Annotated in this window: 15 protein-coding genes and 1 pseudogene; 10 read left to right on the top strand and 6 right to left on the bottom strand. The window is 34.8% G+C overall.

The window, feature by feature from the left end; all coding sequences use genetic code 11:
• Positions 1 to 964 precede the first annotated feature (964 nt).
• The 4 genes and pseudogenes from J2S13_RS16990 to J2S13_RS14650 all read left to right on the top strand — a co-directional run.
• Positions 965 to 1,027: pseudogene (locus J2S13_RS16990) on the top strand (recombinase family protein); the annotation flags it as partial.
• Positions 1,017 to 1,472, top strand: coding sequence for an HNH endonuclease (locus J2S13_RS14660; RefSeq protein ID WP_307258583.1), 456 nt, complete (start codon positions 1,017 to 1,019; stop codon positions 1,470 to 1,472). The pseudogene J2S13_RS16990 and the gene J2S13_RS14660, both read left to right, overlap by 11 nt.
• 14 nt (positions 1,473 to 1,486) lie before the next feature.
• Positions 1,487 to 1,936: an SMI1/KNR4 family protein gene (locus tag J2S13_RS14655; RefSeq protein WP_307258582.1), complete on the top strand. Its 450-nt coding sequence runs from the start codon at positions 1,487 to 1,489 to the stop codon at positions 1,934 to 1,936.
• Positions 1,937 to 2,367: 431 nt separating this feature from the next.
• Positions 2,368 to 2,691: a hypothetical protein gene (locus J2S13_RS14650; protein ID WP_307258581.1), complete on the top strand. Its 324-nt coding sequence runs from the start codon at positions 2,368 to 2,370 to the stop codon at positions 2,689 to 2,691.
• Between the two features lie 137 nt (positions 2,692 to 2,828).
• On the opposite strand, the gene J2S13_RS14645 is transcribed toward J2S13_RS14650, so the two are convergent.
• Together J2S13_RS14645 and J2S13_RS14640 are read right to left on the bottom strand one after the other, a co-directional pair.
• Positions 2,829 to 3,113: a hypothetical protein gene (locus J2S13_RS14645; protein WP_307258580.1), complete on the bottom strand. Its 285-nt coding sequence runs from the start codon at positions 3,111 to 3,113 to the stop codon at positions 2,829 to 2,831.
• Positions 3,114 to 3,193: 80 nt separating this feature from the next.
• The gene (locus tag J2S13_RS14640; RefSeq protein ID WP_307258579.1) at positions 3,194 to 3,490 is read right to left on the bottom strand and encodes a helix-turn-helix domain-containing protein; all 297 of its coding nucleotides are present in this window, start codon (positions 3,488 to 3,490) and stop codon (positions 3,194 to 3,196) included.
• 992 nt (positions 3,491 to 4,482) lie between these two features.
• Here J2S13_RS14640 and gltC point away from each other — a divergent pair.
• Positions 4,483 to 5,388, top strand: a complete 906-nt coding sequence (gltC, locus tag J2S13_RS14635; RefSeq protein WP_307258578.1) for a glutamate biosynthesis transcriptional regulator GltC — start codon at positions 4,483 to 4,485, stop codon at positions 5,386 to 5,388.
• 349 nt (positions 5,389 to 5,737) lie between these two features.
• Here the strand turns inward: gltC and J2S13_RS14630 are convergent, their stop codons facing one another.
• The 3 genes from J2S13_RS14630 to J2S13_RS14620 all read right to left on the bottom strand — a co-directional run bounded on the left by J2S13_RS14630 (position 5,738) and on the right by J2S13_RS14620 (position 8,210).
• Entirely contained in the window at positions 5,738 to 6,970 is a 1,233-nt protein-coding gene (locus tag J2S13_RS14630; protein WP_307258576.1) for an aminopeptidase, read from the bottom strand.
• Between the two features lie 121 nt (positions 6,971 to 7,091).
• Positions 7,092 to 7,601: a DUF3189 family protein gene (locus tag J2S13_RS14625; RefSeq protein WP_307258574.1), complete on the bottom strand. Its 510-nt coding sequence runs from the start codon at positions 7,599 to 7,601 to the stop codon at positions 7,092 to 7,094.
• 63 nt (positions 7,602 to 7,664) lie between these two features.
• The gene (locus tag J2S13_RS14620) at positions 7,665 to 8,210 is read right to left on the bottom strand and encodes a DUF6944 family repetitive protein (protein WP_307258572.1); all 546 of its coding nucleotides are present in this window, start codon (positions 8,208 to 8,210) and stop codon (positions 7,665 to 7,667) included.
• Positions 8,211 to 8,367: 157 nt separating this feature from the next.
• On the opposite strand from J2S13_RS14620, the gene J2S13_RS14615 reads away from it, so the two are divergent.
• The 4 genes from J2S13_RS14615 to J2S13_RS14600 all read left to right on the top strand — a co-directional run bounded on the left by J2S13_RS14615 (position 8,368) and on the right by J2S13_RS14600 (position 13,477).
• On the top strand, positions 8,368 to 9,234 hold the full coding sequence (locus tag J2S13_RS14615) for a YfjL-like protein (RefSeq protein ID WP_307258570.1): 867 nt from the start codon (positions 8,368 to 8,370) through the stop codon (positions 9,232 to 9,234).
• 6 nt (positions 9,235 to 9,240) lie between these two features.
• Complete coding sequence (locus tag J2S13_RS14610; RefSeq protein WP_307258569.1) at positions 9,241 to 10,353, top strand: hypothetical protein; 1,113 nt, start codon at positions 9,241 to 9,243, stop codon at positions 10,351 to 10,353.
• A 712-nt stretch (positions 10,354 to 11,065) separates the two neighbouring features.
• Entirely contained in the window at positions 11,066 to 12,445 is a 1,380-nt protein-coding gene (locus tag J2S13_RS14605) for a LysM peptidoglycan-binding domain-containing protein (RefSeq protein WP_307258568.1), read from the top strand.
• Positions 12,446 to 13,117: 672 nt separating this feature from the next.
• Positions 13,118 to 13,477, top strand: a complete 360-nt coding sequence (locus tag J2S13_RS14600) for a DUF488 domain-containing protein (RefSeq protein ID WP_307258567.1) — start codon at positions 13,118 to 13,120, stop codon at positions 13,475 to 13,477.
• Positions 13,478 to 13,681: 204 nt separating this feature from the next.
• Here J2S13_RS14600 and J2S13_RS14595 read toward each other — a convergent pair whose 3' ends face one another.
• Entirely contained in the window at positions 13,682 to 14,134 is a 453-nt protein-coding gene (locus J2S13_RS14595; protein WP_307258566.1) for an Rrf2 family transcriptional regulator, read from the bottom strand.
• A gap of 212 nt (positions 14,135 to 14,346) precedes the next feature.
• Here J2S13_RS14595 and hmpA point away from each other — a divergent pair, with 212 nt between their 5' ends.
• Positions 14,347 to 15,549, top strand: coding sequence for an NO-inducible flavohemoprotein (gene hmpA, locus J2S13_RS14590; RefSeq protein ID WP_307258565.1), 1,203 nt, complete (start codon positions 14,347 to 14,349; stop codon positions 15,547 to 15,549).
• Positions 15,550 to 15,987 lie beyond the last annotated feature (438 nt).

Genomic DNA, 15,987 nt, shown 5'->3' with positions numbered 1-15,987 from the left:
CGCTGTTATTTTAATTTACAATTTTGAGTACGAGAACCTAGTTAATTCTTTTGAGGATTTTGATTATATTACTTCTACTAGTTACTTACAATAGTAATCTCTAGATTGAAACTTGAATAAACCGTTGAATAGTGAAGAGCGTTAATCTTATATTAATTTGAAACCTTGATGGGCTATATGCCTCTCAAGGTTTTTATAATTTTATGTTGAAATTAAAAGCTTATAGTAAAAAGAAAAGCGCACGGGATTGGTTACAATGACTTTATAAGTATTGCAACTACACTTACTACTCGATGTATACTTTATACAAGAAAATGAAAAAGCTCGTGGTGTTAAAGTTTAAATATACATTAGCACATATACGAATGGAAAATAAAGTACATGTGAAGTGGATAGAAAAAATAATAGGGTGTTTGAAAATACATACTTCATGATGGTTGTACCATCATGGAGTACTGTGTGCAATGATAGAATAGAAAACGAAGTACGAGCTTAGGTGAGATGACATTTTACTTGGTGGCGAATATAAACACATGGATTGTATATTAAATTAACGAACTCGTATAAACTCGTAAGTTTTAACGTAGTAGTTATCATGACATGTAAAGGGTGTCATACTGTTACTACAAAACTTATAAATTTCCGCTACTTAAAAACATATGAACTTAAAGCACTTGATTGTCAATTAAAGGAAACAAGTGCTTTTTTGCGTTTTAGCGTAGAAATTTAAAAGAGCACTATAATTTTATAAGTGCATTAAGTGTTAAATTTTTATTGTTGTTTTATAGACTGTAGTGGCTATGTACAGTATACGACGATAGTAGAGGAAAAAATAAAGGGTTGTGTTATGTTTTGAAGTCATCGTAAAGTACGTTTTAACGGATGGACGTTATGCACATGTTATCCGCAAAAAACGGGTAGACGTTACAGGGATTGTAATTACTGTAACGGGAGAGGACTCAATATGGAAGAGAAAGTAGTGGGTTATGTACGAGTTTCAAAAGAAGGACAAGTACGTGAAGGGTACGGATAAAAGTAATCTAAAAGTCCAATTTACAGAAGAACAACTTGCCACTAAACCATCATATTCTCCTGCACCGGATAAATGGACAAAGAAAGGTGGTACAGTGAAAATTGATGAAGATAGTACTTGGGTATATACAAATAAGAAGGGGAAGACTGTAAGGTATCCTAATGGTTATCCAGACTTCACTGAATATGCACATCCAACTGTTAAGTCGGTAGAAATTGAAATTGCAAGTCCAACCAATTGTCCATTGGATAATAAAAACGCAAATAAAAAGGCGGGATTGAACAAAGATTCTGACCCACCAGTTGCTTCTTTAAATGAAGCTCCTGAAGGTTATACTTGGCATCATCATCAAGATGGAAAAACAATGATTCTTGTTGATAAAAAGGTTCATAGAGAATTTACTCATGCAGGTGGAGTAAGTATCGTTAATGGAAATTAGTTAGGAGGATATATATGGCGAAAATTTATGGTTCACATGATAATCTTTCGTTAGAACAAATAGAAATATTTGAAAATGAAAGTAACATTAAACTAACTGAAAAATATGTTAATTTTTTATTAAAATGGAATGGGGGAAAAGTGATACCTAATTTATTTATGATATCTAATGAGCAAGGACCAAGTGTTTTGAATGTTTTTTATGGTATTGGCGATATGTATGATAATTTGACAGATTTTATTGAGATAATGGATGAGAGGTTACCAGTAGGATTTATTCCAATAGGAGATGGCCCTTCAGGAAATGTTATATGTTTAGGGACAAAGGAACCTTATTACGACAAGATTTATTTTTGGGATCATGAACAAGAACCGGAAGACCCTGATGATCTGAGTAACATGTATTTTTTAGCAAACAGTATTGATGAATTCTTAGATAATTTATATGGGTACACTGAAGAATAAAAAGAAGTATTAACAATGAAGAACATTATACAGCTAATTATAAAGCACTTGATTATTTAATAAGCAACAAGTGCTTTTTGGTGAGAAATATTATTCTTTTAGATAAACAAAAAAATGCTTATCATAACTCATGAAGGTAGTACCATCATGGAGTATTGATTTATATATTTGGATTTTGTGAGAAGTACGATAAACAGTCGAGATGACATTTTAAGTGGCAGGAAGACTTATGATACTGCAAAACCCACAAACTAAAGACAATGACAAAGCTCGTAATGCTAAAGGTGGTAACGATACCGATACATAAAGATAGTCAATAAGGATAATTTATATGAAGGTATTTTACCTAATGGTATGAAAATCCAAATGAGGTTAGACCCTGAAGGAAAAATTAAAACGGCTTACCCAATATATTAAGGAAGTGTACAAATATGAAATATGAAATCAAGTTTAGGGAAAACGAAAGAGGTATTGAGGTGGAGGTTCCAGATGCTATTTCCGCAGTAGCAATACTTCTAATGGGCGATGTTCAAAGCAATAGTCAACCATGGTTAAAATTAATAAACAAAGTTATAAGAGGCGAGTCAAATTATGAGGAATGTACAGGTAATAATTGTACATTGGAGATTAATCAAGATACAACGAAAATTCTTGATAACTATAGTGAGGAAGAAGATGAATGTGTAATTGAAACAAATGAGTTAAAGAAAATAATAGAATTGTGGGCAGAAAAGATAAATAGTACTGTTGAGTGAATGATAAAAACCTTGAATGGCATTATGTTATTAAGGTTTCTTTTTTACGTGATGGTACGCTATTCAAAAAAGGGAGCGATTCCAAAATAAAAGGTATTTATTGAGTTTTCCAATTTTAGTTAGATAAAAATTATCTTTTAAATTTCTTTACTCTCCTTTTTGCTTGCAAAAACTGCTACGATAAAAAAAACAAACGCATTTATTACTAAAAGCGTACCAAAGATGAACCCTGCTGCTCCACCAGCAATTCCATCCCCTACTTTTTTACCAATAACATTCATTGTAATGAAAAAAACAAATGGTGAGCAAAAAATGAAAATCAGCCCAGCCATTCTCCATATTAACCAAGTTTTCTTTGCCATAAAGAACACTAATATATTAAGGGCAACAAGAATTAAAATAAATATAACTAAAGAATTCAAACTAATTCCTCTCCTTAAATTCACTAAACTTGGACCTACGTCAATATTTCGGACACAAAATAGTTAATATTTTTTGAAGCCTAAATTAAATTTTCGGAGTATTTATGGAAGTCCCTTGCATGTGATAAGCTTCTGTTTTCCCTATATACTCGCGCACCAGCATCTGCAAGGTAACAATCATAATAAGTCCGATTTGTCTTCATTTGACATGTTCTACCACGTTTTAATTCCCGTGAAATTGCGGACTGGCTTACCTGTAGCTTTTCTGCCATTTGTGCTTGTGTTAGATGTCCATTTTTCGCCATTTCCTCTAGTCCGCCTCTTTGAATATCACTTAAATGTTTAAAGGTTCTCTTGGTTGTGAAATGATTGTTCATGGTCTTGTAGATACTCCTGACTTACTTGTTTAGTCACTTTTAAGTATATCGTATCTACAGGCCTTTTTTTATTTTTTCTATTATGCATTTCATTTTACAACAAACCGAAACCTTCTTCCTTAAACTTCTATGAAATCAAAGGTTTTCATACATTCATATTAATCAATCATGAATAATATTCAACCGGCATAAAATAGTATTTCATACGATTTACAGAAGTAATTGTCACTCATTCAGAAGCTATTCTAAACGATTTATTTGTTAACACCTTTATTACATCATGTGCATATAGTCATGAAGGTGTCTTAGTTATTTTAGGAAACGACCTCTATCATTGGATGAAGAAGTTTTTGTCGAAACTTGTGAAATCATATTCCTTGAAAAATGTAAGCGCTTTCCCTATAATGAAGTTGGGATGGATGGCATGTGTGGTCATCAAAGTATTTGGCGTAGGTGGGGCCGATACATGGATAGTTTAAAGAGTAGGCTGTTTTCGGAAAACTTTGTTACTATTAGAACAAAGGATGTATTTTCGACTCTTTGTTGCTAATCGAGGTGAGAAGTTCGATGTGGGATTAGAGGCAATTGGTGATTTACCGATTGCTGCTATTACAACATTTTTTCTACCTCAAAAACAACGAAAAGAGCCAAGATGTAAAAAGGTATACCTGACTGCAACAAGATGATAGAGGAAATGGATCCATATACGGATAAAATTTTATGAATAGTTTCATGTACTAATAAAGGAGCAATAAACTTTTTAATTTATAGTTTATTGCTTTTTGTCATGGCTTTGACAAGCTGAAGGGTTGCCCACTTTCTTATTGATGCTAAATAGTGTATAGTATTTAGCATATTGATATCATTTTGCTATCAATTATAATGAAACTTCATTCAGTTCCCCTATTGAATGTTAGTTGAACTTGCTACGCTCGGAGCGCCAAGTTCTATAGCTTCGCCTAGCTAGGACAATATTGAAGGAGGGCAGGGTAGTGGAATTAAGACAGATTAAATATTTTATAGAAGTCGCAAAGCAGGAACATATGACAGAGGCTTCTATTCAGTTACATGTTGCCCAATCCGCTGTGAGTAGACAAATTTCTAAATTAGAAGATGAACTTGGAGTCGAGTTATTTATGCGGGAGGGCCGCAATGTAAAATTGACTGAAGTCGGAAAGGTCTTTTTAGAACGAGTGGAAATTGCGATGGTGGAATTAGAAAAAGCGGTATCAGCTGTTGAAGAATATTTAAATCCCGAAAAAGGTTCCATTCGGATCGGATTCCCGAATTCTTTGGCCACACGAACATTGCCGATGGTGATTTCCGCTTTTCGTGAACAGTATCCTGATATTGGATTTAATTTCTGGCAAGGTTCTAATAAAGAATTACGAGAATTAATTGAAAAGGGGGAAATTGACTTGTCCTTTGTTTCCCCAGTCCCCCCAACAAGTGAAGAGATTCACAGTCATATTTTTTTCAATGAAAATATGCGAGTGTTAATCCCCGAACAACATGCTTTAGCCAAAAGAGAGTATATCAAGTTGAGAGAGTTAAAAGATGATGCATTTGTTTTATTTCGATCTGGTTTTGATATGAGAAATCTTGTGATGGATGCGTGCTATCAAGTTGGATTTTCACCGAATGTCGCCTTCGAAAGTGAAGAAATATACACAATAAAAGGGTTAGTTGAGGCCGGCCTCGGGATTAGCCTATTACCAGAAACAACCTTGACAGACCATACACCTCCTGGGACAGTCAGTATCCCAATAAGTGAGCCCAATATATTTAGAACAGTGGGAGCAATCAAAACAAAAGAAAGAGAATTGCCCCCGTCAGAGAAGTTATTTTACGAGTTTATCATTGAATATTACGATCGTCTAAATCGTTTTAGTTTTTAGAGGGCTGTTACAAAAAAGATAACGGCCCTATTGTTATGTTTGGGTTTAAGGAGGCTAGGGACTTAAATTTTTATCATGCTCATTTCCTGAAATCGATATGCATATTTCCCGAAGAAAAATGCGCTCCTTTTTACAATATTTGCACTAGAAAAGAGGGGAAATGTGTATTTCCTAAGATATATGGATATTTCCCGCGAAGATATGCGCCATACTTTGGAATATCCACATACCGATGCAGGTCCAATTACAGAAAAAACGATCTATGTATTTCCTGCGAATATTTGCGCAACCTCGATAAAAAACAAGCGCATATTTCCCGAAGAAAAATGCGCATAGCCCGAATATTGAATTAAAACGCCCAGTCACCATTTCGGAAAACGGGTTCTATTTTTCCATCTCTTGTAATGCCATCGATGTTCATTTCTGCAGATCCAATCATAAAATCAACATGTGTGATACTTGTATTTAGTCCGTTTTTCTCTAATTCTTCTTGAGTCATCTTTTTTCCACCTTCAATACAAAATGCATAAGCACTACCGATTGCTAGATGATTTGAGGCATTTTCATCGAATAATGTGTTATAAAAAAGTACATTTGATTGAGAAATCGGTGAGTTATGTGGAACAAGAGCGATCTCTCCTAAATAATGGGAGCCTTCATCTGTTTCTACTAATTTCTTTAATACTTCTTCTCCTTTTTTTGCTTTGACGTCCACAATTCTTCCTTTTTCAAATGTAACGGTGAATTCGTCAATAATATTTCCTCCATAGCTTAAAGGTTTGGTGCTAGATACATACCCGTTTACTCCTGTTTTGAGTGGGACGGAAAAGACTTCTTCTGTCGGCATATTGGCCATGAATTCATCGCCTTTTTCATTGATGCTTCCTGCACCAATCCAGACATGTTTTTCAGGAAGCTCGATCGTTAAATCTGTCCCAGGGGCGATATAGTGAAGTTTTGTATAGTGTTTTTCATTTAAATAGTTTGCTTTTTCATGTAGTGTTTCATCATGTTTTTCCCATGCGGCAATTGGATCATCTTGATCAACACGTACGGCTTTGAAGATCGCTTCCCAAAGTTTTTCGACTTGTTTGTCTTGCGGTTCATTCGGGAACACTTTTTCTGCCCAACTCTGTGAAGGGACTGCGATGACTGTCCAGCTGATTTTATCAGATTGCACATATTGACGATACTTTGACAGCGCAGTTCCAGCAACTTTTTGGAAACTAGCAATTCGTTCAGGATTTACCCCTTTTAATAAATCAGGACTAGAGGAGATGATCGACATGAACGCGGCACCTTGTTCGGCAAGCTTTTCTTTTGCTTTCGCTTTCCACTCTGGGAACTCTTGAAAGGCTTCATCGGGCGCTAAAGTATATTTCAATCTAGAGATGGTATCGTCAGACCAATCTACTTCTACATGTTTTGCTCCAGTTTCATAAGCTTTTTTTACGACTAAACGCACAAATTCCGCCGCATCCAATGTGGCGTTAATGACGAGTGTTTGGCCTTTTTGAATATTCACACCGACTTTTACAGCTAAATCTGCATATTTTTCAAGATTTTCTTGGAAATTTACCATGGAAATTCTCCTTTTTTTCAGAATGTACTATATATTGTGAATGATGAAATTTGACAATGCAAGTAATTAAGACGATTTCACAATAATGGAGATCAGCAATCGAAGCACCTTTTATGTATACTCACGGTTTAAATTCTTTGTTTTCTAGAACCAGTACTTTTTCATTTGTCTCTTCCGCCATTTTTCGAGTATATTTAACAAGCTGAAAAATGGTGTCACAGCATTTTTTAGCTCCTGTAATTAAAAGGGGGACACCAATGGTATCCATTTTGAGTCCTCTTGAAAAGAATCCTCCCATAGTCATTGTGAATGGAACTGTAGGGGAGGTATTGGAAAAGATGATTTTCTCATTGATTTGAGATCGTGCTTGAAAAAGCAAGCTGAGATTTTTTAATGCAGGAATTACAAGCTTTGAGGATCTACGGCCGATGGTATAAACAGGATTTCCTTCATCATCGATTCCGTGAAAAATAAGTTTGCATTTATCGGATTGATCTAATTTATTAAAATAATCAACATTCAAAATTTCGTCTGTCGTTAGCCTACGGTTTGTCGGCAATTTTTTTAGGTGATAACTAGCAGCTAGGGAAGTAGTATGGGTTCCTCCGTAATCATTGTAAATGTAAATCATCGTCATCATCCTTAAGTATGTTTTCCTGTATTCTTTCCCAAAATGATTTAAATATGTAGACCATTATTCTTCCTCTATTTGGATGAGCAAAGATAAGACGGAGCCAACTGCTTGAATCCAACTTCCGTTAATTTCATATCTTTGGCTTTTTTCTTTAGCTGCCTCTCCATATTGAAGTTCGACAATACCTCCAAGTGCTTGCATGGAGTTTCCGATGGATTGCAATAAGTTTGCGATAATGTTGAGGGGTTGCCCTGATTCATCTTGCAGTTCATCACCGATAGAAGTAAGTCCACCTAGGGCTTGAAACCAATTCCCTGTTATGATCAATTTCTGTTGGGTTTCTTCTTCAAAATCGATTATCATCCCTGCAACAACAGTACTATTTCCAATCGCTTGAATTTCATTCCCAATCTTTTCGAGGGTTATTTCTCTTTCAACATCTGCAAGAAGGGCATTTCCAGCTCCTTGCAAAACATTTCCTACCAAACCTAAATCTTTTCGAAAATCTTCGCTTAAAATGGTGGATGGAGTGCTTCCTATAGCAGAGATTACTGTTCCAATCGCCTGTATCCAATTACCCATTAGTTCTTTTAATTGTTTGTCCATTTGATCAGCCCATCTTTAAATTTAGATATATACAATCCTATTCATTAGTACGTTCGGATGTTCATCGGACTTGTTATTTATGGTTTCTTTTACAAAAATCTCCACATAGACTGTTGATTCGTGTAAACTTTTAAATGATAAAAAGGGGGGAGCGTGGATGAGAAAAAAGAAATGGTTGGGGATCTTGATTGCCGTTATAATGCTTTTTGGATGTGGGGCAATCTTTGTTTATGTGAGCTTTAATGGTACTTCATGGGGAAAGAAGAAGTACGCCAGAATATTTGAAAAACATCTAAATGCGAAATATTCAGAGACGATTATCATAAAAGACACTTTCTATAATTTTAAATCAGGCCAATATGAAGCAAGGGCATACCCAAAAATAAATAAGGAATACGAATTCTCTATTTACCCAGTTTATGGTAAGCGAAACCGATATTATGATGATTACGTCCCAGTTCGTTGGCAAAAAGAAGCTGAAAAAGAAATTCAAAAAGACATCCAGGAAGTTTTTCCAAAAAGTGATTATTCCGTCTTTATAGATGTAGAAGAAAATATAAAAGGGGAAATCCCTCGGTATTCAGATATTCGACCACAAGGCGATTTGTTGATTTCTGTTCATAAGAAAGAATTGATAGATCAAGAGTATGAGCGTGCCTATCTAATCGTAAAAAGATTGCAAGACCAAAAGATTTATAATTTAGATATTGACCTATTTTACGATGACATGAGCATTGAGGCGATTTTCACTCATATCGTGGTGCGAGCAAAAGATTTAACCAAAATTCAGTCACCATGTCATGTGCAATATTATTCTCTTCTTCGTCAAAAGGAGGAGATGGAACAGATGTTGAAAGAGGAAATTGAAAACATTCCTGAAATAGCCAAACTAAATCATACAACACCGGAACAGATCGAAAAGGATTTCGCAGAAAATTTTCGACAACAGGAAAAAGTGATCAAAGAGTTTGAAAAGGCGTTACAAAGAGCCTGTTATTTTACTAATCTTGAAAATGGAGAGTGATGAAAATTGGAAATGCAGACGATTAATAATCGCCAATTTACGAATCAATTACCTAAATGGGCAATTGGTCTCATGGTTATTCTCATAATCCTATTTGGCGTTATCAGTTTAGGCATCTTTCTATGGTCCATATGGGAATGGAGTCATACCGGATTTACATTCCTAGTATTGTTTTTCATGGCAGGATTATTTCTCTGGTTAAGTCACCTTTCTTATAAAAATTTAAGGTTATACCTTGACTATATTTTTAAAATTGATTTAGGTGACCAAGGATATTATTACTATATGAAAGATAAAAAAAAGAATGAGGAAGTCGAGATATTTTTACCATATGAAAGAATGGAATATGTGCTTATAGGTCAAGATTACCGTTTTGAGCCTAAATATTCGATTGGTTATGAGCGCACAAAAGTGACCTTTATGGCGATTAAGACGGCGAAGGTCTTGATGTATGGTGAAAGTTCAGAAGGAAAAAGTGAAGTATTAAGCTTTACACTTAGTTCTAGTCATACAGTTGATGATTGGATTGGAGTATTCCTACATCATCATGTCCCCGTATACCATACAGATTATGCTTTAACAGCAACGGCAAACACTCCAGAAGCAATTCAACAGGTGCCAAAACAATTATATGAAGGTTCGCTTCCTTTTGTTCCAGGTACGACGACAGAGAAGGTTGATCATTTTCATATGACAGAAAAGCAAACAGAATTATTGCAGAAGAATAAAAAGATCAGAAAGAGAAAAGCAAGATTTTTCAAACTTCTTCTAGTACTCTTTCAAATCGTGCTAATCTCCCTCTGGTTTCCACATTGGGAAATACAGGACGGGATGTTCCAAGATAATTCACGTGAAAGTCTAGTGGGAATCGCAACTATATTTACACTCTTTTTCATTTATGCTTATGTGGGGGTGGAGAAATGGTATGATCCACTCAAAGATATGGCTATTATAGATGCAGGTATGGTCATTGCGACCGTTTTTTCACAGGCAAACCACCCTGATTTTCCAGCTGCTGTGATGGCGTATGGCTTGACGATTAACATACTTACCCTGTCATTATTCTACTTGGGGAGACTAATCGATTGGATAAAGAAATTTTTAAAAATGATGCCTTAGAACGAGAAAGTGTTCTGAGGCATCCTTTAAGATTATTTCCACAGCTAGCTACAGCGCCTATCGTCTACCGAATTTCTCCGTTTTCTCCCTCCGATAAGTCACCATCGGCTCGAAAAGGGCCTCGCTGTGTTCCCTTTCCCGCAGTCTAAACTTGCGAAATCCGTACGCCGATGAACAAGGCACTTGCACTTTTGTACTCTTAAATCATTGTTTAACGCAAGTTATCTATCAGACAGTTTAATCTTATAAAATACTAAAAATTATAACATATGGAGTAAAATGGAGTGGATTGACATTAGATTTATTCGTTATAAAGAATTTTTTAAAAATTAATGATTTTTTCCTATATTTTTTAGAAAGGATATTACTATGGATAAGTGAAAATAGACCTTTAGCCATTCAAAAAAGAACGGAAATGCTTGCTTTTATATTAAAATCGTCTTTTTAGATAAGAAATTCATTAGTTATAAAGAACCATTCACCATGACAATAGTTTTATATTTCACTATAATGTAATGTTTTTTAGAAATTTGTCGTTTTAGTTACTTCGTTGTAATATTTTTAATGGCAGGTATGTAACGCAGATTTTAGTTAAAATTACATATGTTTTTTTAACTAATCTATAAGGAGAAAAAAGAACACGGGGAGCAGAACAGATTAGAAATGGACTAAGATTCCTACAATTATTTAGAAAAGAGGGGGATAAAAAGTAATGGAAATCATGTATGAAACCCGTCAAGAGAAATCGGCGAGGATCAGAAAGGAGAAAGAGCAGAGACGCAATTCTAAGTTAATAGGAGCAACACTTGCTTTATCATTAACAGCTACAACCTTTTTAGGGCAGCCAAAAGGAGCAAAGGCATGTGATTGTGCCCAAGAATATATCGTGAAAGCAGGTGATTCCCTTTATTCCTTGGCAAAACAATATGAAGTGACGGTACAACAATTAAAGGAGAAAAACGGATTAACATCTGATTCACTAGTTGTTGGGCAAAAAATCACAGTTCCATACAAAGGGGAAAATGGTCAGCTCGTTCATAAGCAAATTGGAAAAGGTCAAGAAGTAATAGAAAAGCAAAGTGTCACAGCAAAAGAGCAAAATATCAAAGTATCGAATCCAAATGTAACAGGAGAAAAGCCGAAACAATCGGGAGTTTATATCGTACAATCAGGGGATAATCTTTGGAATCTTTCAAAAAAATTTGGTGTATCTGTAGAAAAAATTTTAACAGATAATCGGTTGACAACTGCTAATCTTATGCCAGGTCAAAGGCTCATTATTCAAAGGGATCATGATATAAATAAACAAATTCATTTAGAAAAAACGAAAGTCGTTGCACCGGCCAAAAATACTGAATCGAGTACTCATATTGTTCAATCAGGGGATAGCCTTTGGAAAATCGCACAAAAATATGGTGTGACAATCGAAAGTCTTATGAGCTTAAATCAATTACAAACAGACAAGCTCCAAATAGGACAAAAGATTATAGTTAATTCAAAAATAGAAAAAAGAGAGCCGAGCGATAAACCCGGCGACAAAATAAGCGAAAAGCCAATGATGGCTTCTACTATTATTTATATCGTCAAAAATGGCGATTCTTTATGGAAAATTTCAAAAAAATATCATACTTCTATAGAAAAAATAAAGCAAGACAATCATCTAACATCGGATTTTCTATCTGTTGGTCAAAAGTTAACGATTCAATTGGACGATTCAACGAAAAATACAGACGATAAGCCAGTAGCTATTTATACCGTTAAGGCAGGCGATACTTTGAAATCCTTAGCCTATCGTTTTAATGTAGACTTAGACCTACTGATGGAAATCAATCATTTAAATCGTCCAATGGTGATCATCGGTCAAAAATTACTCATCCCCGCCAAACATACCGTCCAACAATCTGGGAAAATGATTGGTGCTGTCGACTCAACTTCAATTGAAATTGACTTTAATGGAAATCCACTCGTACTCGAGGTCTCCTATGGTGATTCCCAATCCTATCAAAAGTGGAAAAATAAACAAGTATTTGTCACCTATACAAAGGGAATCAACTCAAAACGTCCTGCACTCGTTAACATGGAAATAAATTAAAATTAATCATACGAAGAAAGACCATATGGTTTAGTAATTTCAATGAAACAAGACTAGCTGATTTGACTAGTCTTGTTTTGAATGTTTGTAAAGGAAATATCCAAATTTTGAAAGTAAATGAAATATACAAATAAGTAATAAGGTTTTAGATACTACATATCCATCAATTGCTAAATCATACCCTTTTGGTATTAGGAACTCACTATTAAAAAAGAGAAATATTGATAATAAAATAGGTATTATCATACATAAAATACCTATTATGAGTGTAGATTGTGCATTCATAGTTTAAGAAATCTCCTTCATTTTCTCGAATTGTATTTATATTCTCAATATTGCTTTAATTATACCACATGTCACTTTTTTAATTATAAATCTATTTTTTTATTTTTCTAAAAATATAGATTGTAGTTTTGCTTAATTCAATGAATTTTTCTAACGTCTTTATATCTCCATCAGTAAACAGCTATGACTTTTTTGAATGATCATATAAATGTATTTTGAAAGAGAGAATCTTTGATTTCTAACTTTTCCATAACTTCTATTGCTTTATAAATAAGGGTCATGACGATACACATATGAGATAACCCTTTTTCATTTGTATTCATTATTTGAATATAGTATATGCTATTATTAAGGTATAGACGTATCCAATGAGAGGGGGAAAATATCATGTATAAAATAAAACGAATATATGAAAAGGTGTCAGAAGACGATGGGAAGCGAGTCTTAATTGACCGAATTTGGCCAAGGGGAATTTCAAGAGAAAAAGCGCAATTAGACGAATGGTTGAAAGAAATCGCTCCGAGTACGGAGTTAAGAAAATGGTTCCGACATCAGCCGGAAAAATTCGAAGCATTTAAGGAAAAATATAGACAAGAACTACAATTAGCGGAGAAAAGGAAATTGCTCAACCAACTCATCCAGTGGGAAAAAGAAACGACAGTTACATTATTATATGCCGCAAAGGACGAGGAACATAATCAAGCAATCGTCTTAAAAAAACGATTAGAAGAGATGTCAGCTGACTGATCTGCTTCGGATGCCGTAAATATCCTCACTTATATTTTAAAGAAATCGCAAAAATATAAGTGAGGATATTCCCATGGGAAGTACAAAATCCCCTTGGGAAATGGTCCAATGCACCGTAAAGTTGCCCAAATTCACATCCGTAATTTCACATTAACCTCATAAATCCCTCCAATTCACTCCTTAAAAAAATTTCTCTGTACATCATCATTCACTCTCTAATTTCTTTTTGAAAAACTCGCGATAAGCTGCAGGGTTTTGGACAAGGTCCGCTAACGTATACCCATCCAAGACTTTCAAATACGCAAGAAGAGCTTTGTTCAAAGCATGTGTTAATCCACATACAGGTGAGATAACACATGGCCGAGGGCTATCAGGATTAAAACAATCCACAAGGAAAAAATCTTCTTCTGTTTGCCGAACAATTTTTCCTATATTGATCTCGGAAGGTGCATGTGCTAGACGAATTCCACCATTTCGGCCACGAATCGTTTCGATTACGCCCATTTTCCCCAATTCATAGGTTACCTTCATTAAATGATTTTTTGAAATACCATAAGCGATCGAAATCTCTTTAATATTCGAAAGACTGTGATCTTCTTTAGAGGCTAAATATATTAATACTCTTAATGAATAATCAGTATATGCAGTTAATCTCATTCTTCTCACCAATCAGGATATTTTATTTATAGTATACACTTTTTTAGGAAATACTTAAATTGTGAACATTTTATAAAAGATATATTTTAAATATTGCTTTTATAAAAGAATTAGTCTAAATTAAAGATGTATTTTAAATATTGCTTTTATAAAAGAATTAGTCTAAATTAAAGATGTATTTTAAAAACATGTTTAAGGGGATGAAGGTTTAAATGTTATCAGAAAAAACAATGGAAATCGTTAAGTCTACTGCACCCGTGTTAGAAGAAAGAGGAACTGAAATTACTACTTATTTCTATAAAAAAATGTTTGAAAATCATCCAGAACTATTAAATATTTTTAACCATGCGAACCAATCTCAAGGTCGTCAACAAACAGCACTTGCAAATGCTGTTTATGCTGCTGCTAAGCATATCGACAACTTGGATGCAATCGTTCCTGTTGTAATACAAGTTGCTCATAAACATAGAAGTTTAGGAATTAAACCAGAGCATTACCCAATTGTAGGTAAATACTTATTAATTGCAATTAAAGAAGTATTAGGTGAGGCTGCTACTGATGATATTATGAAAGCTTGGGAAGAAGCTTACGGTGTTATCGCAGATGCCTTTATTAATGTAGAGGCTGGAATGTATAAAGAAGCAGAAACACAAAAAGGTGGATGGTTGGATTTCAAACCATTTGTAGTGGCAAAAAAAGTGAAAGAAAGCGAAGTAATCACTTCTTTCTATTTAAAACCTGCAGATGGATCTCCAGTTCCAACATACCTAGCTGGACAATATATTACCGTAAAATTAAAAGCAGACGGGGATAAATATACATTAAACCGTCAATACAGCCTATCATGTGCACCAGGTCATGACTACTTCAGAATTTCAGTTAAAAGAGAATCTGAAAGAGAACCAGTCGGAAAAGTTTCAAATTATTTACATGACCATGTAAATGAAGGGGACAAAATCGAAGTAAGTGCACCAGCTGGAGATTTCGTATTAAATATGCAAGAAGAAGAACCAGTAGCATTAATTAGTGGTGGTGTTGGTGTAACACCAATGTTCAGTATGTTTGAAACTTTAGCAAATGCAGGAAGTAAACGCAAAGTAACGTTCATCAATGCTTCTAGAAATGAAAAAATTCAAGCGTTCAAATCTGCTGCAAAAGAACTTGAAACCAAACTTGAAAACGGTAAAGCTTATTTTGCCTACGATGAAAAACCGAGCGATAACTCACTTTGCGATCATATAGGTCATATTAATCGCGAATTCTTAGAAAAAGTAGTAGATTCCAACAGTGTTTGTTACGTATGTGGTCCAGTACCGTTCATGCAAAGCATCGTCAGAATCTTGAAAGAAATGGGAATCTCCGACAATAATATTCGTTACGAATTCTTCGGACCAGCAATGGCTCTTGAAGCATAATCTATTAATAGAGAAAATATAAACCGACCCCGAGAGGATGAGAATTCGACTTAGGGGAGGAAAAACCAAAAGGTCATTTCGTATACGAAATGACCTTTTGGTTTTGGTTGATGTGAGATGTGATGCTGATTGTGTTTTCACGTTTGATCACGGGCAAATGCAAAGTTCATGTGTTTACGGCCATGTTGTGCATCATTTCCCGATCGATTTGCTTATTTCCCATGAGGATATGCACCATTTCCCAAGTGAAATGCCTATTTCCCGAGCGGATATGCGCTACTTCTTTTGTTTTATGCACATTTCCCGTGATATATGAGTATTTCCCGCGATGATTTGCGCTGAGCTGTTGCAAATCACATTTAACTCAATATTCAGGGACTAGATGCAGGTCATCGAAGCGAGAAATCAATATCTGCATCATTTCCCGATCGATTTGCT

Source organism: Oikeobacillus pervagus (assembly GCF_030813365.1).
Taxonomy (GTDB): Bacteria; Bacillota; Bacilli; order Bacillales; family DSM-23947; genus Oikeobacillus; species Oikeobacillus pervagus.
This window is presented reverse-complemented; position numbering and strand designations above follow the sequence as displayed.

What these genes read in the sequence shown, in the direction of transcription:
- J2S13_RS14640 (WP_307258579.1), bottom strand. Translation starts at nt 3,490, where the DNA reads ATGAACAATCATTTCACAACCAAGAGAACCTTTAAACATTTAAGTGAT.
- J2S13_RS14605 (WP_307258568.1), top strand. Translation starts at nt 11,066, where the DNA reads ATGGAAATCATGTATGAAACCCGTCAAGAGAAATCGGCGAGGATCAGA.
- J2S13_RS14600 (WP_307258567.1), top strand. Translation starts at nt 13,118, where the DNA reads ATGTATAAAATAAAACGAATATATGAAAAGGTGTCAGAAGACGATGGG.
- J2S13_RS14655 (WP_307258582.1), top strand. Translation starts at nt 1,487, where the DNA reads ATGGCGAAAATTTATGGTTCACATGATAATCTTTCGTTAGAACAAATA.
- J2S13_RS14630 (WP_307258576.1), bottom strand. Translation starts at nt 6,970, where the DNA reads ATGGTAAATTTCCAAGAAAATCTTGAAAAATATGCAGATTTAGCTGTA.
- J2S13_RS14620 (WP_307258572.1), bottom strand. Translation starts at nt 8,210, where the DNA reads ATGGACAAACAATTAAAAGAACTAATGGGTAATTGGATACAGGCGATT.
- hmpA (WP_307258565.1), top strand. Translation starts at nt 14,347, where the DNA reads ATGTTATCAGAAAAAACAATGGAAATCGTTAAGTCTACTGCACCCGTG.
- J2S13_RS14625 (WP_307258574.1), bottom strand. Translation starts at nt 7,601, where the DNA reads ATGATTTACATTTACAATGATTACGGAGGAACCCATACTACTTCCCTA.
- J2S13_RS14615 (WP_307258570.1), top strand. Translation starts at nt 8,368, where the DNA reads ATGAGAAAAAAGAAATGGTTGGGGATCTTGATTGCCGTTATAATGCTT.
- J2S13_RS14595 (WP_307258566.1), bottom strand. Translation starts at nt 14,134, where the DNA reads ATGAGATTAACTGCATATACTGATTATTCATTAAGAGTATTAATATAT.
- J2S13_RS14650 (WP_307258581.1), top strand. Translation starts at nt 2,368, where the DNA reads ATGAAATATGAAATCAAGTTTAGGGAAAACGAAAGAGGTATTGAGGTG.